Genomic DNA, 26,348 nt, shown 5'->3' on the forward strand with positions numbered 1-26,348 from the left:
GTGGACACCCGCCCCCTCAAGCCGGCGATGGAGCCCGCGATGAAGCCACAGCTCAAGCGCATCACCGCCGTCCTGCCCGTCGACGCCATCGAGCCCTGCCTGCCCTTCTGGGAAGCGGTGGGCCTGGTGCGCACGGTGGAGGTACCGCACGGCGACCGGCTTGGGTTCGTCATCCTGGCCGGCCACGGGCTGGAAGTGATGCTGCAAAGCCACGCCTCGATCGCCGACGACGTGCCGGCGCAGGCTGAAGAAGCGCGCGCGGCGAAGGCCTACCTGTTCATCGAGGTCGCCGACATCCATGCCATCGAGCGCGCGCTGGCGGCCTTCCCGGTGGTCCTGCCCCGGCGCACCACCTTCTACGGCGCCACCGAGGTCGGCTATCGCGAACCTGGCGGCCACCTGGTGACCTTCGCGCAGTTCAGCGGGGGCGACCCGGGTCCGGCGTGAACGGCAGGCCCGTCGTTTAGAGCAAGCCTGCAATACGAGGCAGGGACACTGGGCAACGTGGACAACAAGCGCCGACGCAGGAAGCCCGCTGCCGCGCCCGACCCGGGGCGCCGGGAGGCCGTTCGGCTGCCCGATGGCCGCGAGCTGTGGATCAGGCCCGTGCATCCCGGCGACGCCGGCCCGATCGCGGGCGCTTTCGACCTGCTGAGCGAGGACGAGGTCCGCCGCCGCTACCTGCATCCCGTGAAGGCCCTGGCGCCGGTTTACCTGGCCCAGCTCGTGTCCCCCGAGCCCGACCGCTCCTACGTGGTGGTGGCCGCCGAACCGCTGCCGCCGGGCGAGGCCCTGGTGGGCGCGGTCGCGCGGATCGATCTGGATCCGGGCACCGAAAGCGCCGAATTCGCGATCCTGGTGTCGCGTTTCGTCGCCGGACAGGGCCTTGGCAAGCTGCTGATGAAGCGCCTGGTCGAATGGGCGCAGGCCCACGGCCTCAGGCGGCTCTGGGGCGACGTGCTCGAGGACAATGCCGCGATGCTGGCCTTGGCCCAGGCGGTGGGATTCCGGCGTGAACACATCCCCGGCTCCGGGGGCCAGGTCCGCGTGACGCTCGACCTCCGGTAAAATCCCGGGCCTGATGACCCACGACTCCCTTCCCAGCGCGCCCCGTCCCCGGGCGGGCCAGCAGCGCGCCCTTTGGCGTGCCCCTTCCAGCGACAGCCTGCGGGCCCTGGCCCTGGTCGAAGCCGCCCGCCAGCACGCGGGACTGGTGCTGGCGATCACCCGCGACAGCCACGGTGCCCAGGCCCTGGAACACGACCTGCGCGTGTTCGCCGGCGAAGGACCCGATGCCCTGCCGGTGCTGCACTTCGCCGACTGGGAAACCCTGCCCTACGACCTGTTCAGCCCGCACCCGGACATCATTTCCCAGCGCGTCGCGGCGCTCTACCGCCTGCCCACCACCCGAAGGGGCGTGCTGGTGGTGCCGGTGGCCTCGCTGATGCAGCGGCTGGCGCCGCCGAGCTGGATCGCCGGCAATACCCTCGACCTGCGCAAGGGCCAGCGCCTGGACATGGACGCGGAAAAGCGCCGGCTCGAAGCGGCCGGTTACCGCAACGTGCCGCAGGTGCTGGATCCGGGCGACTTCGCGGTCCGCGGTGCCCTGCTCGACCTCTACCCGATGGGCGCCGACCGGCCCTACCGCATCGAACTGTTCGACGACGAGATTGATTCGCTGCGCAGCTTCGACCCGGAAACCCAGCGCTCCGACCACCCGGTGGACAGCGTTCGCCTGCTGCCGGCGCGCGAGTTCCCGCTCGACGAGGCCAGCACCAAACGCGTGCGCGAGCGCCTGAGCGAACGTTTCGATTTCGACCCGCGCCGCTGCCCGCTGTACCAGGACCTGAAGGAAGGCGGCACGCCGGCCGGCATCGAGTACTACCTGCCGATGTTCTTCGAGCAGACCGCCAGCCTGTTCGACCACCTCGCCGACGACACCCTGCTGGTGCTCGGCAACGGCGTCGCCGAGGCCGCGGAAGCCTTCTGGGCCCAGACCGGCGAACGCTGGGAACAGCGCCGCCACGACCTGGAGCGGCCGATCCTGCCGCCCGGCGAGCTCTACCTTTCGCCCGAAGAGCTGCGTGCCCGCTGGAACAAGGCCGCGCGCATCGACATGCTCGATGCGGACCACGCCCAGGCCGCCAAGGCCGTCGCATTGCCCGAACAACCCGCGCCGAGCCTGCCCTGGAGCCAGAAGGGCGGCGAACCCGGCAGCGCGCTGCTCGGTTTCCTGCGCGCCTATCCCGGCCGCGTGCTGCTGGCCGCCGATTCCGCCGGTCGTCGTGAGGCCCTGCTCGAGCTGCTGGCCTCGGCCGACCTGCGTCCGGTGGTGGTCGCCGACTGGGCCGCCTTCCTGGCCAGCGACCAGCCATTCGCGATCACCGCGGCGGCGCTCGAGGACGGTTTCGCGCTGACCGAACCGGCGCTGGCGGTACTCACCGAACGCCAGCTTTTCCCGGAACGCGCCGAACAATCCCGCCGACGCCGAAAGGCCGTGCGCGACCCGGATGCGGTGCTGCGCGACCTGAGCGAGATCCAGGTCGGCTCGCCGATCGTGCACGAAGACCACGGCGTCGGCCGCTACCAGGGCCTGGTGACGCTCGACGCCGGCGGCGTCAGCAGCGAATTCCTGCAGATCGAATACGCCAAGGGCGACAAGCTCTACGTGCCGGTGTCGCAGCTGCAGCTGGTCAGCCGCTATTCCGGCGCGTCGCCGGAACACGCGCCGCTGCATTCGCTTGGCGGCGAAGCCTGGGAAAAGGCCAAGCGCAAGGCCGCCGAGAAGGTGCGCGACGTCGCCGCCGAACTGCTGGAAATCCAGGCCCGCCGGCAGGCCCGCAAGGGCCTGGCGCTGCCGCTGGACCGGGCCATGTACGAACCCTTCGCGGCCACCTTCCCGTTCGAGGAAACGCCCGACCAGCTGGCCGCGATCGACGCCGTGGTCGCCGACCTGGGCAACAGCCAGCCGATGGACCGCGTGGTCTGCGGCGACGTCGGCTTCGGCAAGACCGAAGTCGCGGTGCGCGCGGCCTTCGTCGCGGCGGTTGCCGGCAAGCAGGTCGCCGTGCTGGTGCCGACGACGCTGCTGGCCGAGCAGCACTACCGCAACTTCCGCGACCGCTACGCCGACTGGCCGATCCGCGTCGAGGTGCTGAGCCGCTTCAAGTCCGCCAAGGAAATCAAGGCGGCGCTGGCCCTGCTGGCGGAAGGCAAGATCGACGTGATCGTCGGCACCCACCGCCTGCTGCAGCCGGACGTGAAGTTCCACGACCTCGGCCTCGTGATCGTCGACGAGGAGCAACGTTTCGGCGTGCGCCAGAAGGAAGCCCTGAAGGCGCTGCGCGCCGAGGTGCACCTGCTCACGCTGACCGCGACGCCGATCCCGCGCACGCTCAACATGGCCATGAGCGGCCTGCGCGAACTGAGCATCATCGCCACGCCGCCGGCGCACCGCCTGGCTGTGCAGACGGTGGTGACGCCCTGGGACGCCAACCTGCTGCGCGAAGCCTTCCAGCGCGAGCTGGCCCGCGGCGGCCAGGTCTATTTCCTGCACAACGAAGTCGACAGCATCGAGAAGATGGCCCGCGACCTGGCCGAGCTGGTGCCGGCCGCGCGCGTGCGCGTGGCCCACGGCCAGATGCCCGAACGCGAGCTCGAGCAGGTGATGCTCGACTTCCACCGCCAGCGCTTCAACGTGCTGGTGTGCACGACCATCATCGAGTCGGGCATCGACATCCCGAGCGCCAACACCATCATCATCCACCGCGCCGACCGCTTCGGCCTGGCCCAGCTGCACCAGCTGCGCGGCCGCGTCGGCCGCAGCCACCATCGCGCCTACGCCTACCTGGTCGTGCCGGACAAGAAGACGCTGACGCCCGACGCGGAAAAGCGGCTCGAGGCCCTGGCCTCGCTGGAGGAGCTGGGCGCCGGTTTCACCCTGGCCACGCACGACCTGGAGATCCGCGGCGCCGGGGAACTGCTGGGCGAGGACCAGAGCGGCCAGATGGCCGAAATCGGTTTCTCGCTCTACACCGAGCTGCTCGAGCGCGCGGTGAGGTCGATCAAGTCCGGCAAGCTGCCCGAGCTCGATCCGGCCCAGCGCCACGGTGCCGACGTCGAACTGCACGTGCCCGCGCTGATCCCGGAAGACTACCTGCCGGACGTGCACGCCCGCCTGACCCTGTACAAGCGCATCGCCTCGGCGCGCGACGCCGATGTCCTGAAAGAGCTGCAGGTGGAAATGGTCGACCGCTTCGGCCTGCTGCCGGACCCGGCCAAGCAGCTGTTCGCGATCGCCGAGCTCAAGCTCGAGGCCACGCCGCTCGGCATCCGCAAGCTGGAGCTGGGCCCCACCGGTGGCCGCTGTCATTTCCTGCCGCAGCCCAATATCGACCCGATGTCGGTGATCCGCCTGATCCAGTCGCAGCCGAAGGTCTATTCGATGGACGGGCCGGACAAGCTGCGTATCCGCATGGAGCTGCCCGACGCCGGTTCGCGCCTGCGCACGGCCCGCGGACTGCTGGCGCTGCTCCGGCACGGCTGACGCATGGCACTGCCGCCCCGTCCCGGGGCGGCTAGACTTGCCCCGTCGCCCAAGAGGAACCGGCCATGTCGCTGCTGACGCTGTTGCTCACGCTTTCGCTCGCTACGCCTGCCGCCCTGCCCGCGCACGACGGCGTCGCGGTGGTCGTGGTGCGCCACGCCGAGAAGGACGACGACGACAAGCTCGATCCCTCGCTGGCCGGCGAAGGCGAGGTGCGTGCACGCGCGCTGGCGACAACGCTCGCGGGCGCCGGCCTGGACCGGGCCATCGCCACCCAGTTCCGGCGCACGCGCAAGACCGCGGAACCGGCGGCCGCAGCCGCGGACATCACCGTCGAAGTCCGCGAGATCAACGCCGGCAACGCCGCCAGCTACGCCGCCGACCTGGCCGGCGAGCTGCGCGCGATGCCGGCCGGCAGCACGGTGCTGGTGGTCGGCCACAGCAATACGGTGCCGGGCATCGTCGAAGCCCTCTCGGGCCAGGCGGCCGAAGCCATGCCGGAAACCGAATACGATCGCTACACCGTGGTGCTGCTCGACGCCGACGGCGGCGCCCGGGTGATCACCAGCCGCTACTGAGGAGCCCGCCATGCCCCTGGTCATCCCGCCGCGCGTGCACGACCTCGGCGGCGGCTTCACCGTCAAGCGCCTGGTCCCGCACGCCAGCTGCCGCAGCGTCGGCCCCTTCGTCTTCTTCGACCACATCGGCCCGGCCGAACTGGGCCCGGACACGCCGCTGGACGTGCGCCCGCATCCGCATATCGGCCTGGCCACGGTCACCTACCTCTGGGAGGGCGCGATCATGCATCGCGACAGCCTGGGTTCGGCGCAGGAAATCAGGCCCGGCGACGTCAACTGGATGACCGCCGGCCGCGGCATCGTGCACTCCGAGCGCACGCCCGACCGCCTGCGCGGACAAACACATCGCATGCACGGCCTGCAGACCTGGGTCGCGCTGCCGCAGGAACACGAAGAAACCGCGCCCGCCTTCGCCCACCATCCCGCCGCCAGCCTGCCGGTGGTCGAACTGCCCGGCGTGCGGATGCACGTGGTCGCCGGCGATGCGTTTGGCGAAAGCTCGCCGGTGCAGGTGCTGGCGCGCACGCTGTACGTGGCGATCGACCTGGCCGCCGACGCCGCCCTGGTGCTGCCGGCCGATCACGCCGAACGCGCGATCTACGCCGTGGAAGGCGACCTGACGCTCGACGGCGACCCCGTGCCGCTGGAACACCTGCTGGTGCTCGAGCCCGGCAGCGAACCGCTGCTCAGGGCCGGCTGCGACGCGCGGGTGATGCTGCTGGGCGGCGACCCGCTCGACGGCCGCCGCCACGTCTGGTGGAACTTCGTTTCGAGCTCGCGCGAGCGCATCGAAGAGGCCAAGCAGGCCTGGCGCGAGGATCGCCTCGGCCAGGTGCCCGGCGAAACCGAACGCATCGAACTGCCCGAGCGCTGAGGCTCAGAAGCGGCCGGCCTGGTAGTCCTCGAAGGCCTGGCGCAGCTCGGCCTGGGTGTTCATCACGAACGGACCGTAACGCGCCACCGGCTCGCGCAGCGGCTGGCCGGCGACCAGGATAAGCCGCGTGCCGGCCTCGCGGCCTTCGACCTGTACCACGTCGCCTTCGCCCAGCACCGCCAGCTCGCGCGCCTGCACGGTGGCCGCGGCCTGGCCATCGCCCAGCCGGGCGCTGCCTTCGTAGACGTAGGCGAACGCGGTGTGGCCGGCGGGCAGCGCGTGCTGGTAGCGGTCACCGGCGCCCAGGTGCAGGTCCAGGTAGGTCGGCTGCGTCGCCGGCTGTTCGATCGGGCCACGCACGCCGGCCACCTCGCCGGCGATCACCTTCGCGCGCACGCCGGGGGCCGCGTCCACTTCCGGAAAACGATCGGGGCCGTATTCCTGGTATTTCGGCGCGGTCATCTTGTCCCGCGCCGGCAGGTTCACCCACAGCTGGAAGCCGCGCATGCGGCCTTCTTCCTGCTCGGGCATCTCCGAATGCACGATGCCGCGGCCGGCGGTCATCCACTGCACGCTGCCGGGCACCAGAACGCCCTGATTGCCGTGGTTGTCGCGGTGGCGCATGCGGCCGTCGAGCATGTAGGTGACGGTTTCGAAGCCCCGGTGCGGGTGTTCGGGAAAACCGGCGAGGTAATCCTCGGGGCGGTCGGTGCCGAACTCGTCGAGCATCAGGAAGGGATCGAGATCGGGCAGCTGCGGGCTGCCGATGACGCGGGTGAGCTTGACCCCGGCGCCGTCGGACGCAGGCTGGCCGCGAAGGGTGCGCAGTACGGGGCGGATGGACTGGCTCATGGCGACTCCGGACGGGGCCTCGTGGCGAGGCGACGGTGCAACTATGGGGGCTTCCGGCGACCGGTTCGAGGTGCTGGTGCCGCAACGCTGGGTTTCCCGCAGGCCTGCGCAGTGCGCCGAACGGCCGGAATTACCCCCGTCATGCGTTCTAACCGGTAGCCCGCCGACCATATCGCCGCCCCCAGACGATGGCCCTGCACGACATGCCCACCGCCCGCCGACGTCCCCCGCCCGGCCCCGCCCCGACCACCCCGGACCGGCTGCCGACCCTGGTGGCGCCGCGCCTCCAGCTGCGCTGGATCGAGGCCCGTGACCTGGACGGCCTGTATTCGGTCTTTTCCGACCCCGACGTCATGCGCTACTGGAGCCACGTCGCCTGGCCGCACCGGGACGAGGCGGCGATCTACCTCGAATCCATCCACCGCGGCTTCGAACAGGGCGATCTTTTCCAGTGGGGCATCGCACTGCGCGGCGACGACCACCTTATCGGCACCACCACGCTCTACGCCATCGACCACGCCCAGGGCCGGGCCGAGATTGGGTTTGCCCTTGCTCGGGAGCATTGGGGCCGTCGCTACGCCCGCGAGGCGCTGACGGTGCTGCTCGACCATGCCTTCGACGGCCTGGGGCTGCGCCGCATCGAGGCCGACGTGGACCCGCGCAACCAGGGCTCGCTCAACACCCTCGAGGCCCTGGGCTTCCGGCGCGAAGGTTACCTGCGCCAGCGCTGGCGCATTGCCGGCGAGCTCCAGGACAGCGTGCTGATGGGGCTGCTGGCCAGCGACTGGCCCGGCCCGCGCTGAGCCCGCATCCGCGTTGACAGCCGGCGGGGCCGGGTCGACGATGTCGCTTTCCTTGCCCCGGAGTCGACCATGTCCCTGCGCCTGAGCCTGATGGCTTCCGCCCTGCTGCTGGCCGCCTGCAGCCCCTCCCAGGAATCCGCGGACGCCACCGCCCCGGCGGAAGGCCCGACTGCCGGCGGCGGCGAACGCGTGGTGTATGTCTACAACTGGTCGGACTACATCGCCGAGGACACGCTGGAGAACTTCGAGGCGGAAACCGGCATCCGCGTGGTCTACGACGTCTACGACAGCAACGAAATGCTGGAAACCAAGCTGATGGCCGGTTCCTCCGGCTACGACCTGGTCTTCCCCTCGGCGCGTCCCTTCGCCCAGCGCCACATCCAGGCCGGGATCTACGCGCCACTCGACAAGGCGCGGCTCGGCAACCTTGGCAACCTCGACGCCGGCCTGCTGGCGGGCCTGCACGACGTGGACCCGGACAATACCCACACCCTGCCCTACATGTGGGGCACCACGGGCCTGGGCATCAACGTCGGCAAGGTGAAGGAGATCCTGGGCGAGGACGCACCGCTGGACTCGTGGTCGCTGCTGTTCGACCCGGCCAACGCTGAGAAACTCGCTGCCTGCGGCATCGCCGTGCTCGACGACGAACAGGAAACCTTCGCGGCCGCGCTGATCTGGAAGGGCCGCGACGCCAATGCGCTGGAAGGCGATGAAACCGCGGTCGTCAGCGAGGTCTACGCGGGGATCCGCCCGCACATCCGCTACTTCAATTCCTCGCGTTACATCGACGACCTGGCCAACGGCGACATCTGCCTGGCGATGGGCTATTCCGGCGACGTCTTCCAGGCCCGCGACAGCGCCACCGAAGCCGAAAACGGCATCGAGATCGCCTACATCATTCCGAAGGAAGGCGCGGTGCGCTGGGTGGACCTGATGGCGATCCCCAAGGACGCGCCGCATCCCGAAAACGCCCACGCCTTCATCGACTACCTGCTCAAGCCCGAGGTGGCCGCCGGCATCGTCGACTACGTGTCCTACGCCAGCCCGAACACGGCGGCCATGGAGCACGTGGACCCGGAGATCGCCGCCGACCCCGGCGTCTATCCGCCGGCCGACGTGATGGCCAAGCTGGTCGATCCGGTGACGCTGCCGCCCGGGACCACGCGCGAACGCGTGCGGGCCTGGACGACCATCAAGACCGGCCAGTAGCCCTCAGCGCATCGAACGCGGCGTGATGGCGCGCGACACGCGCCGCGAGTACACGTAGACGGTTGCCGGCGGTACGTTCCACCAGGTGAAGCTGCCGCGGCGCGCCGTGAGGTCGAGCGCGTCCAGCACTTCCCTGGCCACCGGATTGGCCGGCCCGTAGGTGAACTGCACGAAGCGACCCTGCGGCTGCAGGCACTCGAAGGCCGAGGCCAGGATCGCCTGCTGGGTCGGGCGCGGCATCGACAGCAGCCCCAGGCCCGACACGATGGCGTCGGCCGGGGTGTCGCCGTGGAAACCGTGCGCGCGCGCGACGTCGGCCAGGTCGCGGGCATCGGCGCAGGCCACGTGCACCTGCGGGAAGTGCCGCTGCAGGTGCTGGTGAAGTTCCTCGTTGAGCTCAAGCACCAGCAGGTCCGCCGGTTCGATACCCTGCTCCAGCAGCGCCCGGGTGAAGACCCCGGTGCCGCCGCCCAGTTCGATGATCCGACGGGCCTCATTCGGCAGTTCGGACATCATCTGGCGCGCCAGCTGCTGGCTCGAGGGCGAAATGGCGGCGACGCCGCGCGGGTTCTTCAGCCATTGGCGGAAGAATGTCCAAGTCTGCGCCAGCGCGGAGTGGGAGTGTCGGTTCATCGTCACAGGATAATGCCGGCCGGTTCGTTTCGTGCAGGTTAAGCGATCCCCGACAACACTGGGCTCCCGCCCCCGATCGAGGCAAGCGCCATGCGTCATGTCCTGTCCCTGCTGGTCCTGCTTCCCCTCGCGGCCTGCACCAGCACCGGCCCCGTCGCCACCGGGACACCCGGCGTCGTAGCCCACCCCAGCGAATGCCTGGACCCGGAACGCGCCCGCAGCTGGAGCCATGTCGACGACAGCACCCTGCTGGTGGACGCCGGCCCCCGGAAATACCGCGTGGTGCTGGCCGAATCCTGCTTCGCGCTGGGCACCTCGCCGGACCTTCGCTTCGTCGGCGACAGCATCAGCAACCGCGTCTGCGGCCATGCCGGCGAGTACGTGATCTCCGGTCGCCAGCGCTGCCGGATCCAGCGCGTCGAACGCCTGGACGATGCCGTGTACAAGCAGGCCCTCGACGAGGCCGAGGGCAAGTCCGGCGACGAGGACTGAGCCCGGCCCTCAGGGCCGGGTGAGTTCCCAGCAGCGGTGGATGCGCGGGTTGCGCTCGAAATCGGGCGCGATCGTCGCGGGCGTGATTTCCCTGGCCTGCGCGAACTCCGCCACGGCCTCTTCGTCGAGGCGGAACCGGCGGTAGTTGTTCGAGAACAGCAGCAAACCGTCCGGCGCGAGCCGCGCCATCGCCGCCCGCAGCAGGCGCACGTGGTCGCGCTGGGTGTCGAAATCTTCGGCGCGCGCGGAGTTCGAGAACGTCGGCGGATCGCAGAACACCAGGTCGTACTGCCCGCGGTCGGCGTCCAGCCAGGCCATCGCATCGGCCTGCACCAGCCGGTGCTGCGGCCCGGTGGCGCCATTGAGCGCCAGGTTGCCGGCGGCCCATTCCAGGTAGGTGCCCGACAGGTCGACGCTGGTGGTTTCCGATGCGCCGCCCACCGCTGCCTGCACGCTGGCGGCGCCGGTGTAGCAGAACAGGTTGAGGAAGCGCTTGCCGGCTGATTCGGCGGCGATACGCCTGCGGACCGGGCGGTGGTCGAGGAACAGGCCGGTGTCGAGGTAATCGAACAGGTTCACGCGCAGGCGGGCCCCGCCTTCGCGGACGACGAAGGTTTCGCCGCGCCGGTCCATGCTGCCGTACTTGCTGCCGCCCTTGCCGCGCGCGCGGGTCTTGACCGACACCTGAGCCGGCGGCACCGCGAAGGTATCGCGCACTGCATCCAGCAGTTCGCCAAAACGCCGGCGGGCGTCGGCTTCGGGGATGGAGCGCGGCGCCTCGTATTCCTGCACGTGCACGAACAGCCGTGCGTCGCCGCCGTCTTCGCTGTAGACGTCGACCGCGGCCGAGTATTCCGGCAGGTCGGCGTCGTAGGCGCGGAAGCAGGACACGCCCTCGCGCTCGCGCCATGACTTGAGCCGCTTGAGGTTCTTGCGCAGGCGGTTGGCGACCATCAGCGCGCCCTCGCCCAGCGGCCTGGCCTCGCGCGGCGCGCGCTCCGGCGGCCGCACCGGGTCGCATACGGCCAGGGTGCACTCGAGCGCGCCGTTGAAGAACGCATACCGTTTGCTGGCGCGCAGGCCGGTGGCCTGGGCCAGGTCCTGCGAACCGCACAGCAGCACCGCGCGCCAATCCGGCACCGCCGAGCGCAGCGCGTCGCCCAGGGCGCGGTAGAGCGCCGGGTCGGCGGCCAGGCGGGCGTCATAGGGTGGATTGCAGACGACCAGGCCACGCGCCGCGCCGGGCGCAACCAGCGCGGCGATGTCGCGGCGCTCGAGGGAAATCCACTCGGCGACGCCGGCGCGGTCGGCATTGGCCACCGCCGACTGCAGCGCCCGCGGGTCGAGGTCGGCGCCGAAGAAGACCGGGCGCAGCGCCGCCCGGCCGGCTTCGGCGCGCTGCCGGGCCTCGGTTTCAATGCGCGACCAAAGGGCCTCGTCGAACTGCTTCCAGCGCGTCGGCAGGGTGCCGGCCAGCCGGCGCAGGCCGGGCGCCTCGTCGGCGGCCATCAGCACGCCTTCGATCAGCAGCGTGCCGCTGCCGCACATCGGGTCGAGCAGCGCGCCGCCTTCGGCGTAGATTTTCGGCCAGCCGCCGCGCACCAGCATGCCGGCCGCCAGGTTCTCCTTCAGCGGCGCCTCGCCCTGCGACTGGCGCCAGCCGCGGCGGTGCAGCGGGCCACCGCCCAGGTCGACGGAGATGATGCCGCGGCCCTTTCGCACCACCAGGCTGACCCGCAGGTCGGGGCTGTCGGTGTCCACCGAGGGGCGCACGCCGTGGGCGGCGCGCATGCGGTCGACGATGGCGTCCTTGGTGCGCTGGGCGGCGTAACGTTCGTGCGTGAGCGCCGGACCGGAGACGTGCGCGTCCACCGCCAGCGTGCCTTCCGCGTCCAGGTGCGCAGGCCAGTCGATGGCGTGCACGCCCTGGTAGAGGTCGTTTTCGTTGGCGCAGTCGAACTCCGCCAGCGGCCAGTGCACGCGGCTCGCGAGGCGCGAGAACATCACCGCGCGATAGGCGACCTCGGGCTCGCCTTCGAAGTTGGCGCCAGCCAGCGCCGCGCTGGCGCGGGTGGCGCCGAGGGCCTGCAGTTCGTCGGCCAGCAGGTATTCGAGGCCCTTGGCGCAGGCGGCGAAGAACTTCATGGCGACAGCATCTGCAGGAAGCGGCCGAACTCCTCGGCGCAGAAATCGACGTGCGCCGCCAGGCGATGGCTGTCGGGCACCAGCACCAGCGGGTCGAGCCGGCGCTGCGCCCAGCGGGCCACGTCCATCGCGGGAATCAGTTCGTCTTCCCAGCCGTGGATGATGCGCGTGGGCACCATCGCGGCCTTGAGCTGGCGCGGCTCGACTTCCAGCGCCACCGGCGGCGCCATCAGGAACAGGCCGCCGACCGGCACTTCGCGCGAGACATGCGCGGAAATGTAGGCGCCCATGCTGGAACCGGCCAGGACCAGCGGCTTGCGGGTCACCAGATGGGCACGTTCGGCGAGGCGGCGGATGCGCGCCTTGACGTCGCCCAGCGGGCCCAGCACGTCGAGGTCGCGGTAGTCGGGGCGTTCATGGGTCCAGCCCAGCTGCCCCGCAACCTGCGCCAGCGCGGCGGCCTTGCTGGCCCCGGGGCCGCTTTCGAGACCGTGCGAGATGATGACGTGGCCGGTCATGGCGCGAGGTCGGCGGAAAACGGCATGGGGGACTCCGGAAACGGCCGCGATGTTAGCATGCGCCATGACCCCGGACCTGCCGCCAGAGCCCGCCCTCAACCACTGGCCCCTGCCCTACGAGGAGCGCCTGCAGGAGCGGCCGCCCGGCAACATCGACCTGGTCGTCATCCACTGCACCGAGCTTCCCGACCTCGCCGGCGCCCGCGAATTCGGCGAACGCGTGCTCTACGACAGCGGCACCGGCAACAGCGGCCACTATTACATCGACCGCGACGGCAGCATCCATGTCTTCGTCCGCCCCGGCCGCATCGCCCACCACACGCGCAGCTACAACGAACGTTCGGTCGGCATCGAGCTGGTCAACCGCGGCCGCTACCCGGACTGGCTCGATTCGCGCCGCCAAACCATGGAAGAGCCCTACACCGAGGAACAGGTGGCAGCCCTGCTGCACCTGCTCGCCTGGCTGAAGCGGGAAATCCCGTCGCTCGAGTTCATCGCCGGCCACGAGGACCTGGACCTGAGCCAGGTGCCGGCCAGCGACAACCTGCATGCACAGGTCTTCCGCAAGCGCGACCCGGGGCCGCGATTCCCCTGGTCGCGGGTGCTCGGGGCCGTGCCGCTGGAACGCATCCGCCCCTGAAACACGGGGCAGCGGGCGGCCCGGGTATAATCGCCGGCCGAACCCCGGAGTCCCCATGACCGCTTCCGTCGCCGCCGAACTGGTGGACCTGCTGCGCCTCGAGCGCCTCGAAGACAACCTGTTCCGCGGCCAGAGCCGCGACATCGGCACCAAGTACGTCTTCGGCGGCCAGGTGCTGGGCCAGGCCCTGTCCGCGGCCCAGCAGACGCTGGCCGGCGACCGCCACGTGCATTCGATCCACGCCTACTTCCTGCGCGCCGGCGACGTCGAGAACCCGATCGTCTACGACGTCGACCGCACCCGCGACGGCAACAGCTTCTCGGTCCGGCGCGTCACCGCCATCCAGCACGGCAAGCCGATCTTCGTGTTCGCCGCCTCCTTCCAGGAGGACGAACCGGGAAACGAACACCAGCTGGCGATGCCGACCGTGCCGCCGCCGGAGGACATCGAACCCGTCGCCGCGCCGACCGCCGAACAGCTGGCCCAGCTGCCGCCCAAGGCGCAGCGCTGGCTGTCGCGCATGGGGCCGTTCGAGATCCGGCCGGTGTACCCGCGCGACGAGGTCAAGCCGCCCAAGCGCCCGCCCTACCAGCAGGTCTGGTTCCGGCTGACCGGCGAAGTCGGCGATTCGCGCGTGCTGCACCAGGCGCTGCTGGCCTACGCCTCCGACTTCCACCTGCTGGGAACCGCCACCTTTCCGCACGGCATCAGCTACTACCAGCCGAACGTGCAGATGGCCTCGCTCGACCACGCGATGTGGTTCCACCGCCCCTTCCGCGCCGACGACTGGCTGCTGTATTCGCTCGACAGCCCCAGCGCCCAGGGTGCACGTGGCCTGGCGCGCGGCCAGATCTACGCGCGCGATGGCCGCCTGGTGGCCTCCACGGCCCAGGAAGGCCTGATCCGCGTGCTGCCCGAAGCCTGGAGTCCGAACTGATGCGCCAGGTCTTCACTTCGGTCCGGCTGGAGAACGTCGAAGCGGTCGAGAAGCTGCTCAACGAGGCCGGCATCCAGACCAAGGTCAACGGTGGCCGTACCTGGAAGGGCAACAGCCGCCGCGAGTTCAGCTACTCGAACAAGAACCACGATCCCAGCCAGCAGCCTTCGGTCTGGGTGGTCCGCCCGGACGACTTCAAGAAGGCGCGCGAAATCCTGCACGAGGCCGGCCTGCTCGAAACCACCGCCAAGACCGGCGGCTACGTGCCTGCGCCGCTGCAGTTCAGCGGAACCGCGGCCAACGACCCCGGTCGCAAGGTGTCCAAGCTGCGGCTGGTGCTGCTGGCGGCGGTGCTGGTCACCGGTGCAGTGATGGCGGCGCGGATGTTCCTGGCCTGATCCCAGTCACACCCTTCCCCTCCGCGGCGTCCCGGGTTTGAATCCCACCCGGAGACCGCCATGAGCACCGACGTCGTCGAAAGCCTGATCCACGCCCACCTGCCGGCCGCGGCCCGCGGCGACCGCGAGGCCTATGGCCGCATCGTCGCCGGCTGCCAGGGTACCGTCGCCTCGATCGCGCTGGCGATCGTGCGCGACGTGCCGGCCAGCGAGGACGTCGCCCAGGAAGCCTTCCTGTCGGCCTGGCAAAACCTGCGCCGCCTCAAGAACCCGGACAGCTTCCTGCCCTGGCTGCGCCAGATCACCCGCAACCTCGCCCGCGACCACCTGCGCGCGCAGGCCCGGCGGCGCGCGCCCGGCGGCGACGTCGAAGCCCTGCTGGCCGAGGTCGCCGACCCGCATCCGATGCCCTGCGAACAGGCCGCCGACCACGAGGAACACGACATCGCCGCGGCGGTTATCGACAGCCTGCCGGCGGAGAGTCGCGAAGTCCTGCTGCTGTATTACCGCGAAGGCCAGAACACCCGCCAGGTCGCGGGCCTGCTCGGCCTGCAGGACGCGGCGGTGCGCAAGCGGCTGCAGCGCGCCCGCGAACGCGTGCGCGGTGAACTGCTCGAGCGGCTGGGCAGCTTCGCCCGCGGCACGGCGCCGGGCCTGGCCTTCACCACCGCCGTGGCGACCGCGCTGACGATCGCCGCGCCACCGGCGGCCGCAGCCACCGCCCTGGGCGCGGGGGCCCTCGGCGGCGCTAAGGGACTGGCCAAACTCGGCCTCGGCGCGTTCGGGGCCGCGGCGGTGGGCATCCTGGGGGGCCTGATGGGCCTGTGGTTCGGCGTGCGCCGCTACGTGCGCGAACCCTTCGACGATCGCGAGCGCCGCGGCGTCCTGCTTTACGTCGCCGTCGGCGCCCTGCTTGTGGTCGGCTTCAGCGTCGGCATCAACCTGCTGGCCAGCGTGCCGGGCTGGGTGCCGCACCTCGCCCTGTCGCTGGGCTTCATGGTCGGCATCGTGCTGCTGTGCGCCGTATGGCTGCCCCGGGTACTGGCGCCGCGCCACGCCCGCGAACGCGAACTCGACCCGGTGGGTGCGGCCAGGCGCCAGGCGCGCGAACGTCGCAAAGGCCGCATCGGCGCCATCGCGGGCCTGCTGCTGGGTTCGGCGGGGCTGGTGCTGGGGCTGTGGCTGAGCGGCCGCATGGGCTGATGCCTAAAACGGCGAAGGCCCCGGGGTCGCCGGGGCCTTCGCGTCGCATGGACCGGTGTGGTCCGCGCTACATCGTGTGCGTGGGTTTGTCCGCTTCCAGCGTGCCGGCCAGGAAGGTTTCGATCTTGCCCTTCACCGCTTCGGCTTCGGCGGTGTCGGCGAACTGCACGCCGATGCCGGCACCGCGGTTGCCCTGGGCACCCGCCGGCGTCAGCCAGACGACCTTGCCGGCCACGGGCAGGCGGTCCTTTTCCTCCATCAGCGACAGCAGGATGAACACCTCGTCGCCCAGGGAGTACCGCTTGGTGGTGGGCACGAAGATGCCGCCACCCTTCACGAAGGGCATGTAGGCGTTGTAGAGCGCCGCCTTGTCCTTGATGGCCAGGGACAGGATGCCCTGCCTCGCGCCCGCGCCGCCTCCGATCATCGTCGTGCTCCCGTCCTTGCCGTGTCCTTGAACATGCTACGCCATTCGAGCAGCAGCCCGGCCAGCGCCAGGTCGTGGCGCAGGGCCGGCACCGCCAGCTGGCTGCGCAGGCGGTTGGCGGCGTCGAACCACGCCGAGAGCTTCTGGAAATCGCCGGGCAGGGTCAAGCCCGGCGCCGGCGCCCCGGCCAGGCGATGCGAAAGACCGTCGAGCACGGCTTCGGCGGCGAAGCGCAGGCGCAGCGGCGCGAGGTCGTCGGCGAGCCAGGCGCCCGCCATTTCGACCGGGCTGCGCCGGCCCTCGACCAGGGCTCCCAGCTCCTTCATCACGTCGGCACGCAGCGCAAGCTGGCCGCCCTCGAGCCAGTCAGCGGCCAGGCCCGGGTGGCCGCGGGCGGCATCCAGGGCCCGCTGACGCGCCTGCGGGCCGTGGCCCTTCCCTGCCAGCCAGGCCTCGGCCTCCCCGCGCGGCGGCAGGCGGAATTCCAGACGCTGGCAGCGGCTGCGGATGGTCGCCGGCAGCCGCCCGGGCTGGTCGGTGACCAGAAGCAGGTAACGGCCGGGCGCCGGTTCTTCCAGGGTCTTGAGCAGGGCGTTGGCCGAGGCGGTGTTGAGCGCGTGCGCGGGCTCGACCAGCGCGACCTGGGCGCCGCCGAGCTGCGGTGTCAGCGCGAACCACTGGCCCAGTGCGCGCATCTGGTCGACCACGATCTCGCTGCGCAGCTTGTCGCCCTTTTCAGTGGGAATGAAGCTGACGTGCCTGAAGTCGGCATGGGTGCCGGCCTCGAACTGGCGGCAGCCGCGGCAGGCGCCGCAGGCCTGGCCGTCGCCCGCGGGCGTGGCGCAGAGCAGGCGTCGGGCAAGCCGCATCGCGACTTCGCGTTTGCCCATCAGCGCCGGACCCAGCAGCAGCAGCGCATGGCCGAGCCGGCCTTCGGCCAGGGCGCCGGTGGCCTGGTCGTACTGGCGCTGCTGCCAGGGCGCGAGCCCGGTCACGCCCGGCTCCCAAGCCAGCTGCGCAGGGTGGCCATGGCGGCGTCGCGCACGGCGTTCGCCGGGAGGCTGGCGTCGATCACGCGGAAGCGTTCCGGTTCGGCGGCGGCGCGCGCCAGGTAGGTCCTGCGCACGCGCTCGAAGAAATCCTCGTGCTCGGATTCGATGCGGTCCGGTTCGCCGCCGCGCGAACGCGCGCGTTCCAGGCCCTGGGCCACGCCGACGTCGAGCAGGAAAGTCAGGTCCGGCCGCAGGCCAGCGGCCCAGCGTTCGAGTTCGGCGATGTGGCCCGTGTCCAGCCCGCGACCGCCGCCCTGGTAGGCGAAGCTGGCGTCGGTGAAGCGGTCGGCCAGCACGGCCGCGCCGCGCTCCAGGGCAGGGCGGATGACCCGGCGCACCAGCTGCGCCCGCGCCGCGAACATCAGCAGCAGCTCGGCCTCGGGCACCAGGTCGCGCCCCGGCGCCAGCAGCAGCTCGCGGATGGCCTCGCCTTCGGGCGTGCCGCCGGGTTCGCGCGTGCACACCACCTCGCGCCCGCCCTCGGCCAGCACTTCGCGCAGCGCCGCCAGCACGGTGGACTTGCCGGCGCCCTCGCCGCCTTCAAGGCTGATGAAGAGGCCGGGCATCAGCGGCAGCGCTTGAGCTGGTGGCAGGCCACCGCGCGGTTGTGTTCGGCCAGCGTCGAGGAAAACACGTGGCTGCCGTCGCCGCGCGAAACGAAATACAGCGTGTTGCCAGGCAGCGGGTTCGCCGCCGCCTGCAGCGCGGCGCGGCCCGGCATCGCGATCGGCGTCGGCGGCAGGCCGCCGCGGGTGTAAGTGTTGTAGGGCGTGTCGGTGCTCAGGTCGCGGCGGCGGATGTTGCCGTCGTAGGCGCTGCCCATGCCGTAGATGACGGTCGGGTCCGTCTGCAGGCGCATGCCCAGCTTCAGGCGGCGGACGAAGACACCTGCGATCTCCGGGCGCTCAGAGGCCTTGCCGGTTTCCTTCTCGATGATCGAGGCCAGCGTGAGCAGTTGCTCCGGGGTTTCCAGCGGCAGGTCGTCGAGGCGGTCTTCCCAGGCCTCCGCCAGCGCGGTGTCCATGGCCAGCATCGCGCGCCGCAGCAGGTCCAGGTCGCTCATGCCGCGGGTGTAGTGGTAGGTCTCGGGCAGGAAGCGGCCTTCGGGATGCACGCCCTCGCGGCCCAGGGCCTTCATCAGCGCCGCGTCGTCGGTGTCGGCCAGGGTCTGGCGGATCTCCGGGTCGCGGGCCAGCGCGGCGCGCAGTTCACGCAGGTTCCAGCCTTCGACGATCGTGAAGCGGTAGTGGATGACGTCGCCGCGCTCGAGCTTGCGCAGCAGTTCGGCCGGGGTGATGCCGTGTCGGATCGTGTAGTCGCCCACCTGCAAGCGCGAGACCACGTTCATTTCGTGGGCCAGCGCCTTCCACTCGATGTCATGGCCTTCATCGACGCCGAGTTCGCGCAGCTTGTCGAGGATGTCCTGGAAACCGTCGCCGGACTCGACCACCAGGATGCGTTCGGATTCGGCCAGCGCGATCGGGGCGTTGGCGAAACCCTCGTAGCGCTGCCAGAACCAGCCGCCCAGGGCGACCGCGACCAGCAGGGTAAGCGCCACCAGGGCCTTGAGCAGTTTGTACGACGAAGACTTAGGCAAGGGGGGCTCCGGTCAGGCGGCCGGCAATTCGCGGCCCAGGGCCCGGCGCAGGGATTCGGTCGCCGGGTGCGGTGGCCAGTGCAGGTCGTCGAGCTGGCCGACCGGCAGGATACCGCGCACGGCATTGCACAGGAAAAGCGCCTCGGCAGAGGCCAGGGATTCCGGCTTCAGCACGGCCTCGGCGGCAGCGGGCTCGTTCGCCAGCACCCAGGCCCGCGCCAGGCCCGCCACGCCGCCGTCGGCCAGCGACGGCGTCAGCCATCGGCCATCGACCAGCGCGAACAGGTTGGCGGCGGTGGCGCAGGCCAGGTTGCCGCTGGCGTCGAGCATCAGGCCTTCGTGGATGCCGGGGGCGTGCCATTCGGCGCGGGCCAGGACCTGGTCTAGCCGGTTGAGGTGCTTGATGCCCGCCAGCGCCGGCTGCAGCGACACGCGCGTCCGGCACCAGCGCAGGCGCAGCGGGCCCTGTGCCGGCGGCAGTTCGTGCACCGACAGCACCAGGCCGGGTTCGGGCGCAGCGGGCGGTGCGTAGCCGCGGCCGCCGGCGCCGCGGGTCAGCACCAGCTTGAGCACGGCCGATGCCGGCGATTCGCCGAGCAGGGTTTCGACCTGTGCACGCAGCCAGTCGCGATCGGGCAGCGGGATGCCCAATACGCCGGCGCCGCGACCGAGCCGCGCCATGTGCGCGTCCCACCACGGAACCTGCCCTCCGGCAATCCGCATGGTTTCGAACAGCCCGTCGCCGTAGGCCAGGCCGCGGTCGGCGGGATCCAGGCAAGCCACGGCCTCGCGGCCACGGAACAGGCGGGTGGCGGGCAGGCTCATCCGGCGGCTCCCAGCGTGCGCAGCAGGCCGCGGGCCTTGGCGCGCGTCTCCTCGAGTTCTCGAGCGGCGTCCGAATCAACGACGATGCCGGCGCCGGTGCGGAACTGCATTTCGTCGCCCGCCAGCCAGGCGCTGCGGATCAGGATGTTCAGGTCCATGTCGCCGTCATTGCCGAGGTAGCCGAAGGCACCGGTGTAGGCACCCCGCCCTTCCCCTTCCAGCTCGGCGATGACCTGCATGCAGCGCACCTTGGGTGCGCCGGTGATCGTGCCGCCGGGAAAAACCGCGCGCACGACCGCGCCCGGCGTGGCGTCGCCGCGCAGCGTGCCGGTGACGTTCGAGACGATGTGGTGCACGTGGGCATAGCTCTCCACGCCCATCAGCTCGTCGACGCGCACGCTGCCGGGTTCGCAGACGCGGCCCAGGTCGTTACGCTCGAGGTCGATCAGCATCACGTGTTCGGCGCGCTCCTTGGGGTTGCCGACCAGGTCGCGGATGCGGGCCTGGTCGTCGTCGCCGGGAAAACGCGGACGGGTGCCGGCGATCGGACGGGTGTCCACGCGGCGGCCGCGCACCGACACCAGCCGCTCGGGCGAGGAGCTCAGCAAGGCGGCATCGCCGAACCGCATCAGGCCGGCGAAGGGCGCGGGATTGTTCTCGCGAAGCCGCGCATACACGGCGGCCGGATCCGGAGCAGCCTCGAAACGGGCGCGCCAGGCCCGCGAGAGGTTGACCTGGAAGACGTCGCCGGCGCGCAGATATCCGTGGATGCGCTCCACCCCGTCGGTGAAGCGCGTCGGCAGGTCCTCTTCCAGCGTGGGTGCGGCGAAATCGCCGGCGGCCGGCGCCATCGCCGCGGCGGCCAGCGTCTCCAGCCAGTGCGCGGCGCCGGGTTCGGCAACGGCCAGGCAGCGGCCGCTGTCGCGATCGCGCAGCACCGCGGCCGGGCAGCGCCAGGCAATCGCCACCGGCAGCGGCCCCGGGGCCGGCGGCAGATCGAGGGTGGGTTCGACCTGTGCGGCCAGCTCGTAGGCCAGGAACAGCGCCCAGCCGCCCTCGAACGGCAGGCCGTCGCTGGCGCGCGGCTGCCTCGCGACCGACCAGCGCACATCGAGCTCGCTCAGGAAGTCCAGGCCGACCACCGCGCCGTCGGCCAGCGAACGCACATGGCCGTCGACATCCAGGCGCAGCCCTTCGCCATCGGTGGCCAGCAGCAGGTCCCAGCGCGAAAGTGCGTTGCCGCCCGCGACGCTTTCGAGCAGCAGCGGGAAGCGGGCCGGATTCGCCGACTGCAGGCGCAGCAGGTCGGTGCCCGGCGGCAGCGCGAGGGTGGTCATCGCGGCGACCGGGGCGGCCGGCGTCAGAGCCGCTTGAACACCAGGCTGCCGTTGGTGCCGCCGAAACCGAAGCCGTTGGAAACGGCCACGTCCACCTGCAACCGGCGCGCGATGTTGGGCACGTAGTCGAGGTCGCAGCCATCGCCGGGCGCGTCGAGGTTGATCGTCGGCGGGATGACGCCGGTATGCAGCGCCATCACGGTGAACACCGCCTCGACGCCGCCGGCGGCGCCGAGCAGGTGGCCGGTCATCGACTTGGTGGAGCTGACCATGGTCTTGTAGGCGTGTTCGCCCAGCGCGCTCTTGATCGCCAGGGTTTCACCCAGGTCGCCCAGCGGCGTGGACGTGCCGTGGGCGTTGAGGTAACCGACCTGTTCGGCGTTGACGCCGGCGTCCTTGAGCGCGGCGCGCATGCAGCGCGCGGCGCCGTCGCCGGTTTCGCTGGGCGCGGTCATGTGGAAGGCGTCGGAGCTGGCGCCGAAACCGGCGAGCTCGCAGTAGATGCGTGCGCCGCGGGCCTTCGCGTGTTCGTACTCTTCCAGGATCAGGATGCCGGCGCCGTCGCCGAGCACGAAGCCGTCGCGGTCCTTGTCCCAGGGCCGGGAGGCGCGCGTCGGGTCGTCGTTGCGGGTCGACATGGCCTTCATCGAACAGAAACCGCCCACCGAGGTCGGCGTGCAGCCGTGTTCGGCGCCGCCGGCGACCATGATGTCGGCGTCGCCGTACTGGATCATGCGCATCGCCATGCCGATCGAGTGGTTGGCGGTGGCGCAGGCCGAGACGGCGGAAAAATTGGGGCCCTTGATGCCCTTGAGGATCGTCAGCTGGCCCGGGAGCATGTTGATGATCGTGCTGGGCACGTAGAAGGGCGAGATCTTGCGCGGGCCGCCCTCGTGCAGCGCGATCGCCGTGTCCTCGATGCCGCGCACGCCGCCGATGCCGGAGCCGACCAGCACGCCGATGCGTTCGGCGTTCTCGTCCGTCACTTCCAGGCCGGCGTCCTCCATGGCCTGGAAGCTTGCGGCCAGGCCGTAATGGATGAAGGTGTCCATCTTCTTGACGTCCTTCGGCGGCAGGAAGGACTTCGCATCGAAATCGCGCACCTCGCCGGCGATGCGGGTGGCATAGGCCGAGGCATCGAAGTGGGTGATCTGGCCGATGCCGCTGCGGCCGGCCTCGATGCTTTCCCAGGCGGTGGCGAGGGTATTGCCGATGGGCGAGACGATGCCCATGCCGGTGACGACGACGCGACGATGACTCATGGCGAAACTCCGCTATGGATTCAGGGTGCGCGGGCTGGCCGCGCAAGCGCCGGCGATCATGCCGACATTCGGTCCGGATGCCGCAAACGCGCAGGGCCGCGCAAGCGCGGCCCCGGCGTACAAACCGTCAGGCGATCAGGCCTTGACGTGGGCCTTGATGTAGTCGATGGCCTGCTGGACGGAGGTGATCTTCTCGGCCTCTTCGTCCGGGATTTCGCACTCGAACTCTTCCTCGAGGGCCATGACCAGCTCGACGGTGTCCAGGGAGTCGGCGCCGAGGTCGTCCACGAACGAGGCGTTCACGGTGACTTCCTCTTCCTTCACGCCCAACTGCTCGACGACGATTTTCTTGACGCGTTCTTCGATGCTGCTCATGGATCTGTCTCCTCCCGGAGGAATGTTTGCGGGCGCATTGTAATCAAATGCCGGCCGCGGCGGGCGCCTGACGCGCCGCGGCCTGGGATCGGGTGGCCGGATTCTAACGCAAATCCTGCCCCCACAAGGGCTTAGGGCATGTACATGCCGCCGTTTACATGCAGGGTTTCGCCGGTGATGTAGGCCGCGGCCGGGCTGGCCAGGAAGCCCACGGCCCGGGCGATGTCCGCCGGTTCGCCCAGGCGGCCCAGGGCGATCTGGCCCACCAGCGCCTCGCGCGAGGCTTCCGGCAAGTCCTTGGTCATGTCGGTCTGGATGAAGCCGGGCGCGACCACGTTGACGGTGACGCCGCGGCTGCCGATTTCCTTGGCCAGCGACTTGCTGAAGGCGATGATGCCGGCCTTGGCCGCCGCGTAGTTGGCCTGGCCGGCGTTGCCGGTAACGCCGATGACCGAGGCGATGTTGACGATGCGGCCCTTGCGCGCCTTCATCATGCCGCGCATCACCGCCTTGGAGGTGCGGAACACCGAGCTGAGGTTGGTGTCGAGGATGGCCTGCCAGTCCTCGTCCTTCATGCGCATCAGCAGGTTGTCGCGGGTGATGCCGGCGTTGTTGACCAGGATCGAGATGGCGCCGAAGGACTTCGAGATTTCATCAAGCACGGCGTCGACGTCGGCGCTGCTGGAGACATCGAGCCTGCGCCCCGCCCCGCCGGACGCAGCGAGGCGCTCGCCGATCGCGGCGGCGCCGGCGTCGCTGGTCGCGGTGCCGATGACGGTGGCGCCCATCGCCGCCAGCTCGTCGGCGATCGCCGCGCCAATGCCGCGGCTCGCACCCGTTACCAGCGCGATTTCACCCTTGAGGACTTCAGACATTCTCGGTTCTCCAGAATCAGGTTTCAGCTTTCCCAATCCGACAAGGCGGAGTCGAAGTCGGCGGGTGCGCCGAGGGCGCGGGCGTCGAGGGATTTGTCGATGCGTTTGGCCAGGCCGGTGAGCACCTTGCCGGGGCCGCATTCGGCGATGCGGGTGGCACCCCTGGCGGCCAGCGCCTGCACGCATTCGGTCCAGCGCACCGGCAGGTAGAGCTGGCGTACCAGCGCGTCGCGGATGGCCTGCACGCCTTCGTGGACTTCGCCATCGACGTTCTGCACCACCGGCAGCTGCGGCTCGCGCCAGTCCATGCCGGCCATCACTTCGGAAAGCCGGTTGGCCGCCTCGCGCATCAGCGGCGTGTGCGAGGGCACCGACACGGCCAGCTTCACCAGCTTGCGCACGCCGCGCGCCTGCAGTTCGGCCATCGCGCGATCCACCGCCGCGGCATGGCCGCCAATCACGACCTGGCCCGGCGAGTTGAAGTTGGCCGGAACCACCACTTCGTCACCCGAAACCGCTTCGCAGACCTCGGCGACCAGCGCGTCCTCGGTTCCCAGCACCGCGGCCATGGCGCCGGTGCCCGCGGGCACGGAGTGCTGCATCAGCCGACCGCGCTCGCGCACCAGCCGGGCGGCGTCGGCGAGCGTCAGCGAATCCGCCGCCACCAGCGCCGCGTATTCCCCGAGGCTGTGGCCGGCCAGCAGCTGCGGCCGCGCCCCACCGCGCGCGCACCAGGCGCGCCAGGTGGCGACACCGGCCGCCAGCAGCGCCGGCTGGGTGAACTCGGTCTGGTTGAGCTGGTCCTCGGGACCCTGCTGCGACAGCGCCCACAGGTCGACGCCCGCGCCTTCCGAAGCCTCGTCGAAAGCGGCTCGCACTTCGGCATGGGCGGCGGCGAGTTCGGCAAGCATGCCCAGCGACTGGGAACCCTGGCCGGGAAACACGAAAGCGATGGTCTGGCTCATCGGCGGTCCGGTTGGCGTAATCGACGAATGATAAGCGAGGCGGGCCCGCTTTCGTCTGTACCGCCGCGTAGGGTCAGGCCGTGGCGCGGGCCAGGCTGGACAGGGCTTGGGCGACGCCGCGCGCGCGCTCCCCGAACAGGCAGGCGACCGGCGAGATCCAGCAAAGCGCGGAAGCCGTGCGCGTCACTTCGGTCCGCACCTCGGGGGTTTCGCGTTCCAGGTGCGCCTTCAGCAGGCGCGCATGTTCCCCCGGCTGGCTGCACAGGAAGCGCGCGGTCGAATGTGCGTAGAACAGGACGTCGCGCGCCTGCGCCGCCGGCAGCGACATGGTCGTGCCGGGGTCTTCCTCCAAGTCGATGAAGCCGACGCAGCCGTCGCGCACCGTCAGGTTGCGCGCGAAGGCCTGGCTCAGGTAACCACCGCGGGCATGCAGGTCGGCCAGCGCGTCCAGGCCCAGCTGCACCAGGCGGCTTCGCTTGTCGTCGTCGGGTTCGGCGCGGCAGACGACGGCCAGCGTGGGTCCCAGGTCACCCAGAAGAAGCTCGCGGTCGCCCACGGCCAGCACCGGCGGCACGTTGGCGCCCAGTGCCGCCAGGCGATTGATCATCGCCTGTTCGGTGCGGCACGCGAGCTCCGGAGAGAGCGGCATCGGCGCCAGCAGCGCGTTCGCACCCAGGCGTCGCGCAATCCACCGCAGCGCGGCGATACGCCGACGATGGCCGCCATCGGCATAGGTCTTGCGCCAGGCGACCTGGCCCTGCCAGCTTTCGCGGCGGACCCGCGTGACGGCCATGGCTCAGTAGCGGATGAGCGCCGAACCCCAGGTGAAGCCGCCGCCGAAGGCCTCCAGCAGCAGCAGCTGGCCGCGCTGGACCTTGCCCGAGCGCACGGCCTCGTCCAGCGCCAGCGGCACCGAACCCGAGGACGTGTTGCCGTGCTTGTGCACGGTGACGATGACGCGCTCCATCGGCATGTCCAGCCGCTTCGCGGTGGCTTCGATGATGCGCAGGTTGGCCTGGTGCGGGATAAGCCAGTCCAGGTCGGACTTGTCTAGGCCGTTGGCCGACAGGGTTTCGTCGACGACGGCGTCGAGCGCCTTCACGGCGTGCTTGAAGACTTCGTTGCCGGTCATCAGGACGCGCACGCCGGCATTCTTCTCTTCGGGTTTGAAGCCCGCGGACACGCCGACCGGGTTGTAGAGCAGTTCCTTCTTGCCGCCGTCGGCGTGCAGGTGCGTCGAGAGGATGCCGGCTTCGGCATCGGCCTTGAGCACCACCGCGCCGGCACCGTCGCCGAACAGCACGCAGGTGTTGCGGTCGGACCAGTCGAGCATGCGGGTCAGGGTTTCGGCGCCGATCACCAGCACCGTGCGGGCATTGCCCGAGCGCACGAAGGCGTCGGCGACGCTGAGCGCATAGATAAAGCCCGAACAGGCGGCGTTGACGTCGAACGCGGCGCAGCCGTTGGCGCCCAGGCGGTGCTGCACGAGGCAGGCCGTGGAAGGGAAGATCAGGTCGGGCGTGGTGGTGCCCAGGATGATCATGTCGAGCTGGTCGGCGGTGACGCCGGCCGCTTCCATGGCCGCACGCGCGGCGCGTTCGGCGAGGTCGGCGGTGGTTTCACCCTCGGCCACGACGTGGCGCTGGCGGATGCCGGTTCGCGAGGCGATCCACTCGTCGCTGGTTTCGACGAACTGTTCGAGGTCCTTGTTGCTCAGGACCTTTTCCGGCAGGGCGCTGCCCGTGCCTGCGATACGCGAGAAAACGGCCATGGTCACATCCTCTGCCAACCGTCGGAAACGC

28 protein-coding genes are annotated in these 26,348 nt (G+C 70.5%); 12 read left to right on the forward strand and 16 right to left on the reverse strand.

Annotated features, from left to right (window positions below):
* The 5 genes from ACE3TE_RS01610 to ACE3TE_RS01630 all read left to right on the forward strand — a co-directional run bounded on the left by ACE3TE_RS01610 (window position 1) and on the right by ACE3TE_RS01630 (window position 5,998).
* Window positions 1-447, forward strand: coding sequence for a hypothetical protein (locus ACE3TE_RS01610; protein WP_374601585.1), 447 nt, complete (start codon window positions 1-3; stop codon window positions 445-447).
* Window positions 448-504: 57 nt separating this feature from the next.
* On the forward strand, window positions 505-1,068 hold the full coding sequence (locus ACE3TE_RS01615; protein WP_374601586.1) for a GNAT family N-acetyltransferase: 564 nt from the start codon (window positions 505-507) through the stop codon (window positions 1,066-1,068).
* A 13-nt stretch (window positions 1,069-1,081) separates the two neighbouring features.
* The gene (gene mfd, locus ACE3TE_RS01620; RefSeq protein ID WP_374601588.1) at window positions 1,082-4,546 is read left to right on the forward strand and encodes a transcription-repair coupling factor; all 3,465 of its coding nucleotides are present in this window, start codon (window positions 1,082-1,084) and stop codon (window positions 4,544-4,546) included.
* 65 nt (window positions 4,547-4,611) lie between these two features.
* Window positions 4,612-5,124: a histidine phosphatase family protein gene (locus ACE3TE_RS01625; RefSeq protein WP_374601589.1), complete on the forward strand. Its 513-nt coding sequence runs from the start codon at window positions 4,612-4,614 to the stop codon at window positions 5,122-5,124.
* Between the two features lie 10 nt (window positions 5,125-5,134).
* Entirely contained in the window at window positions 5,135-5,998 is an 864-nt protein-coding gene (locus ACE3TE_RS01630; RefSeq protein WP_374601591.1) for a pirin family protein, read from the forward strand.
* 3 nt (window positions 5,999-6,001) lie between these two features.
* Here ACE3TE_RS01630 and ACE3TE_RS01635 read toward each other — a convergent pair whose 3' ends face one another.
* The gene (locus tag ACE3TE_RS01635) at window positions 6,002-6,850 is read right to left on the reverse strand and encodes a pirin family protein (protein WP_374601593.1); all 849 of its coding nucleotides are present in this window, start codon (window positions 6,848-6,850) and stop codon (window positions 6,002-6,004) included.
* Between the two features lie 188 nt (window positions 6,851-7,038).
* On the opposite strand from ACE3TE_RS01635, the gene ACE3TE_RS01640 reads away from it, so the two are divergent.
* Window positions 7,039-7,653: a GNAT family N-acetyltransferase gene (locus ACE3TE_RS01640; RefSeq protein WP_374601595.1), complete on the forward strand. Its 615-nt coding sequence runs from the start codon at window positions 7,039-7,041 to the stop codon at window positions 7,651-7,653.
* Window positions 7,654-7,722: 69 nt separating this feature from the next.
* Window positions 7,723-8,865 (forward strand): polyamine ABC transporter substrate-binding protein, encoded by a 1,143-nt coding sequence (locus ACE3TE_RS01645; protein ID WP_374601597.1) that lies wholly within the window; start codon window positions 7,723-7,725, stop codon window positions 8,863-8,865.
* A gap of 3 nt (window positions 8,866-8,868) precedes the next feature.
* Here ACE3TE_RS01645 and ACE3TE_RS01650 read toward each other — a convergent pair whose 3' ends face one another.
* Complete coding sequence (locus ACE3TE_RS01650; RefSeq protein ID WP_374601599.1) at window positions 8,869-9,498, reverse strand: class I SAM-dependent methyltransferase; 630 nt, start codon at window positions 9,496-9,498, stop codon at window positions 8,869-8,871.
* Window positions 9,499-9,588: 90 nt separating this feature from the next.
* Between ACE3TE_RS01650 and ACE3TE_RS01655 the strand changes: the two genes are divergently transcribed.
* Window positions 9,589-9,990, forward strand: coding sequence for a DUF6491 family protein (locus ACE3TE_RS01655; RefSeq protein ID WP_374601600.1), 402 nt, complete (start codon window positions 9,589-9,591; stop codon window positions 9,988-9,990).
* Between the two features lie 9 nt (window positions 9,991-9,999).
* On the opposite strand, the gene rlmKL is transcribed toward ACE3TE_RS01655, so the two are convergent.
* Together rlmKL and ACE3TE_RS01665 are read right to left on the reverse strand one after the other, a co-directional pair.
* Window positions 10,000-12,135 (reverse strand): bifunctional 23S rRNA (guanine(2069)-N(7))-methyltransferase RlmK/23S rRNA (guanine(2445)-N(2))-methyltransferase RlmL, encoded by a 2,136-nt coding sequence (gene rlmKL / locus ACE3TE_RS01660; RefSeq protein ID WP_374601602.1) that lies wholly within the window; start codon window positions 12,133-12,135, stop codon window positions 10,000-10,002.
* Window positions 12,132-12,653 carry a hypothetical protein gene (locus ACE3TE_RS01665; RefSeq protein WP_374601604.1) on the reverse strand — a complete coding sequence of 174 codons (522 nt, stop codon included), beginning with the start codon at window positions 12,651-12,653 and terminating at the stop codon, window positions 12,132-12,134. The genes rlmKL and ACE3TE_RS01665 overlap by 4 nt, the downstream gene beginning before the upstream one ends.
* Before the next feature lie 64 nt (window positions 12,654-12,717).
* On the opposite strand from ACE3TE_RS01665, the gene ACE3TE_RS01670 reads away from it, so the two are divergent.
* Genes ACE3TE_RS01670 through ACE3TE_RS01685 form a run of 4 tightly spaced genes read left to right on the forward strand, consistent with a single transcriptional unit; the run spans window position 12,718 to window position 15,831 of the window.
* Window positions 12,718-13,293: an N-acetylmuramoyl-L-alanine amidase gene (locus ACE3TE_RS01670; RefSeq protein ID WP_374601605.1), complete on the forward strand. Its 576-nt coding sequence runs from the start codon at window positions 12,718-12,720 to the stop codon at window positions 13,291-13,293.
* A gap of 55 nt (window positions 13,294-13,348) precedes the next feature.
* Window positions 13,349-14,230 carry an acyl-CoA thioesterase II gene (gene tesB / locus ACE3TE_RS01675; protein WP_374601607.1) on the forward strand — a complete coding sequence of 294 codons (882 nt, stop codon included), beginning with the start codon at window positions 13,349-13,351 and terminating at the stop codon, window positions 14,228-14,230.
* The gene (locus ACE3TE_RS01680; protein ID WP_374601609.1) at window positions 14,230-14,628 is read left to right on the forward strand and encodes a hypothetical protein; all 399 of its coding nucleotides are present in this window, start codon (window positions 14,230-14,232) and stop codon (window positions 14,626-14,628) included. The genes tesB and ACE3TE_RS01680 overlap by 1 nt, the downstream gene beginning before the upstream one ends.
* Window positions 14,629-14,688: 60 nt before the next feature.
* Complete coding sequence (locus ACE3TE_RS01685) at window positions 14,689-15,831, forward strand: RNA polymerase sigma factor (RefSeq protein ID WP_374601611.1); 1,143 nt, start codon at window positions 14,689-14,691, stop codon at window positions 15,829-15,831.
* A gap of 67 nt (window positions 15,832-15,898) precedes the next feature.
* Here ACE3TE_RS01685 and ACE3TE_RS01690 read toward each other — a convergent pair whose 3' ends face one another.
* The 12 genes from ACE3TE_RS01690 to ACE3TE_RS01745 all read right to left on the reverse strand — a co-directional run bounded on the left by ACE3TE_RS01690 (window position 15,899) and on the right by ACE3TE_RS01745 (window position 26,317).
* Window positions 15,899-16,258, reverse strand: a complete 360-nt coding sequence (locus tag ACE3TE_RS01690) for a PilZ domain-containing protein (protein WP_188661472.1) — start codon at window positions 16,256-16,258, stop codon at window positions 15,899-15,901.
* A complete protein-coding gene (locus ACE3TE_RS01695) occupies window positions 16,255-17,253 on the reverse strand; it encodes a DNA polymerase III subunit delta' (RefSeq protein WP_374601613.1) in 999 nt (332 codons plus the stop codon). The genes ACE3TE_RS01690 and ACE3TE_RS01695 overlap by 4 nt, the downstream gene beginning before the upstream one ends.
* Complete coding sequence (gene tmk, locus ACE3TE_RS01700) at window positions 17,250-17,876, reverse strand: dTMP kinase (protein ID WP_374601615.1); 627 nt, start codon at window positions 17,874-17,876, stop codon at window positions 17,250-17,252. The genes ACE3TE_RS01695 and tmk overlap by 4 nt, the downstream gene beginning before the upstream one ends.
* Window positions 17,876-18,907, reverse strand: coding sequence for an endolytic transglycosylase MltG (mltG, locus tag ACE3TE_RS01705; protein ID WP_374601617.1), 1,032 nt, complete (start codon window positions 18,905-18,907; stop codon window positions 17,876-17,878). The genes tmk and mltG overlap by 1 nt, the downstream gene beginning before the upstream one ends.
* A 12-nt stretch (window positions 18,908-18,919) precedes the next feature.
* Window positions 18,920-19,732: an aminodeoxychorismate lyase gene (pabC, locus tag ACE3TE_RS01710; RefSeq protein ID WP_374601619.1), complete on the reverse strand. Its 813-nt coding sequence runs from the start codon at window positions 19,730-19,732 to the stop codon at window positions 18,920-18,922.
* The gene (locus ACE3TE_RS01715) at window positions 19,729-21,069 is read right to left on the reverse strand and encodes an aminodeoxychorismate synthase component I (RefSeq protein WP_374601621.1); all 1,341 of its coding nucleotides are present in this window, start codon (window positions 21,067-21,069) and stop codon (window positions 19,729-19,731) included. The genes pabC and ACE3TE_RS01715 overlap by 4 nt, the downstream gene beginning before the upstream one ends.
* Before the next feature lie 23 nt (window positions 21,070-21,092).
* Window positions 21,093-22,331 carry a beta-ketoacyl-ACP synthase II gene (gene fabF, locus ACE3TE_RS01720; protein ID WP_374601623.1) on the reverse strand — a complete coding sequence of 413 codons (1,239 nt, stop codon included), beginning with the start codon at window positions 22,329-22,331 and terminating at the stop codon, window positions 21,093-21,095.
* Window positions 22,332-22,466: 135 nt separating this feature from the next.
* Window positions 22,467-22,706, reverse strand: coding sequence for an acyl carrier protein (gene acpP, locus ACE3TE_RS01725; RefSeq protein WP_026817670.1), 240 nt, complete (start codon window positions 22,704-22,706; stop codon window positions 22,467-22,469).
* A gap of 131 nt (window positions 22,707-22,837) precedes the next feature.
* Complete coding sequence (gene fabG / locus ACE3TE_RS01730; RefSeq protein ID WP_374601626.1) at window positions 22,838-23,581, reverse strand: 3-oxoacyl-ACP reductase FabG; 744 nt, start codon at window positions 23,579-23,581, stop codon at window positions 22,838-22,840.
* Window positions 23,582-23,604: 23 nt separating this feature from the next.
* The gene (gene fabD, locus ACE3TE_RS01735) at window positions 23,605-24,546 is read right to left on the reverse strand and encodes an ACP S-malonyltransferase (RefSeq protein WP_374601627.1); all 942 of its coding nucleotides are present in this window, start codon (window positions 24,544-24,546) and stop codon (window positions 23,605-23,607) included.
* 73 nt (window positions 24,547-24,619) lie between these two features.
* Window positions 24,620-25,339: a hypothetical protein gene (locus tag ACE3TE_RS01740; protein ID WP_374601629.1), complete on the reverse strand. Its 720-nt coding sequence runs from the start codon at window positions 25,337-25,339 to the stop codon at window positions 24,620-24,622.
* A 3-nt stretch (window positions 25,340-25,342) separates the two neighbouring features.
* The gene (locus tag ACE3TE_RS01745; protein ID WP_374601631.1) at window positions 25,343-26,317 is read right to left on the reverse strand and encodes a beta-ketoacyl-ACP synthase III; all 975 of its coding nucleotides are present in this window, start codon (window positions 26,315-26,317) and stop codon (window positions 25,343-25,345) included.
* Between the last annotated feature and the right edge of the window lie 31 nt (window positions 26,318-26,348).

Origin of the sequence: Arenimonas sp. (assembly GCF_041919775.1) — a bacterium.
Lineage (GTDB): Bacteria > Pseudomonadota > Gammaproteobacteria > Xanthomonadales > Xanthomonadaceae > Arenimonas.

Excerpts from the sequence above, each read along its gene's own strand:
- ACE3TE_RS01655 (WP_374601600.1), top strand. The coding sequence starts at position 9,589 with ATGCGTCATGTCCTGTCCCTGCTGGTCCTGCTTCCCCTCGCGGCCTGC.
- ACE3TE_RS01690 (WP_188661472.1), bottom strand. The coding sequence starts at position 16,258 with ATGATCGGAGGCGGCGCGGGCGCGAGGCAGGGCATCCTGTCCCTGGCC.
- ACE3TE_RS01645 (WP_374601597.1), top strand. The coding sequence starts at position 7,723 with ATGTCCCTGCGCCTGAGCCTGATGGCTTCCGCCCTGCTGCTGGCCGCC.
- tmk (WP_374601615.1), bottom strand. The coding sequence starts at position 17,876 with ATGCCCGGCCTCTTCATCAGCCTTGAAGGCGGCGAGGGCGCCGGCAAG.
- ACE3TE_RS01630 (WP_374601591.1), top strand. The coding sequence starts at position 5,135 with ATGCCCCTGGTCATCCCGCCGCGCGTGCACGACCTCGGCGGCGGCTTC.
- ACE3TE_RS01665 (WP_374601604.1), bottom strand. The coding sequence starts at position 12,653 with ATGACCGGCCACGTCATCATCTCGCACGGTCTCGAAAGCGGCCCCGGG.
- ACE3TE_RS01685 (WP_374601611.1), top strand. The coding sequence starts at position 14,689 with ATGAGCACCGACGTCGTCGAAAGCCTGATCCACGCCCACCTGCCGGCC.
- ACE3TE_RS01740 (WP_374601629.1), bottom strand. The coding sequence starts at position 25,339 with ATGGCCGTCACGCGGGTCCGCCGCGAAAGCTGGCAGGGCCAGGTCGCC.
- ACE3TE_RS01650 (WP_374601599.1), bottom strand. The coding sequence starts at position 9,498 with ATGAACCGACACTCCCACTCCGCGCTGGCGCAGACTTGGACATTCTTC.
- ACE3TE_RS01670 (WP_374601605.1), top strand. The coding sequence starts at position 12,718 with ATGACCCCGGACCTGCCGCCAGAGCCCGCCCTCAACCACTGGCCCCTG.
- acpP (WP_026817670.1), bottom strand. The coding sequence starts at position 22,706 with ATGAGCAGCATCGAAGAACGCGTCAAGAAAATCGTCGTCGAGCAGTTG.
- ACE3TE_RS01640 (WP_374601595.1), top strand. The coding sequence starts at position 7,039 with ATGGCCCTGCACGACATGCCCACCGCCCGCCGACGTCCCCCGCCCGGC.
- fabG (WP_374601626.1), bottom strand. The coding sequence starts at position 23,581 with ATGTCTGAAGTCCTCAAGGGTGAAATCGCGCTGGTAACGGGTGCGAGC.
- rlmKL (WP_374601602.1), bottom strand. The coding sequence starts at position 12,135 with ATGAAGTTCTTCGCCGCCTGCGCCAAGGGCCTCGAATACCTGCTGGCC.
- ACE3TE_RS01625 (WP_374601589.1), top strand. The coding sequence starts at position 4,612 with ATGTCGCTGCTGACGCTGTTGCTCACGCTTTCGCTCGCTACGCCTGCC.
- mfd (WP_374601588.1), top strand. The coding sequence starts at position 1,082 with ATGACCCACGACTCCCTTCCCAGCGCGCCCCGTCCCCGGGCGGGCCAG.
- ACE3TE_RS01715 (WP_374601621.1), bottom strand. The coding sequence starts at position 21,069 with ATGACCACCCTCGCGCTGCCGCCGGGCACCGACCTGCTGCGCCTGCAG.
- tesB (WP_374601607.1), top strand. The coding sequence starts at position 13,349 with ATGACCGCTTCCGTCGCCGCCGAACTGGTGGACCTGCTGCGCCTCGAG.
- ACE3TE_RS01680 (WP_374601609.1), top strand. The coding sequence starts at position 14,230 with ATGCGCCAGGTCTTCACTTCGGTCCGGCTGGAGAACGTCGAAGCGGTC.
- fabF (WP_374601623.1), bottom strand. The coding sequence starts at position 22,331 with ATGAGTCATCGTCGCGTCGTCGTCACCGGCATGGGCATCGTCTCGCCC.
- ACE3TE_RS01635 (WP_374601593.1), bottom strand. The coding sequence starts at position 6,850 with ATGAGCCAGTCCATCCGCCCCGTACTGCGCACCCTTCGCGGCCAGCCT.
- fabD (WP_374601627.1), bottom strand. The coding sequence starts at position 24,546 with ATGAGCCAGACCATCGCTTTCGTGTTTCCCGGCCAGGGTTCCCAGTCG.
- ACE3TE_RS01745 (WP_374601631.1), bottom strand. The coding sequence starts at position 26,317 with ATGGCCGTTTTCTCGCGTATCGCAGGCACGGGCAGCGCCCTGCCGGAA.
- pabC (WP_374601619.1), bottom strand. The coding sequence starts at position 19,732 with ATGAGCCTGCCCGCCACCCGCCTGTTCCGTGGCCGCGAGGCCGTGGCT.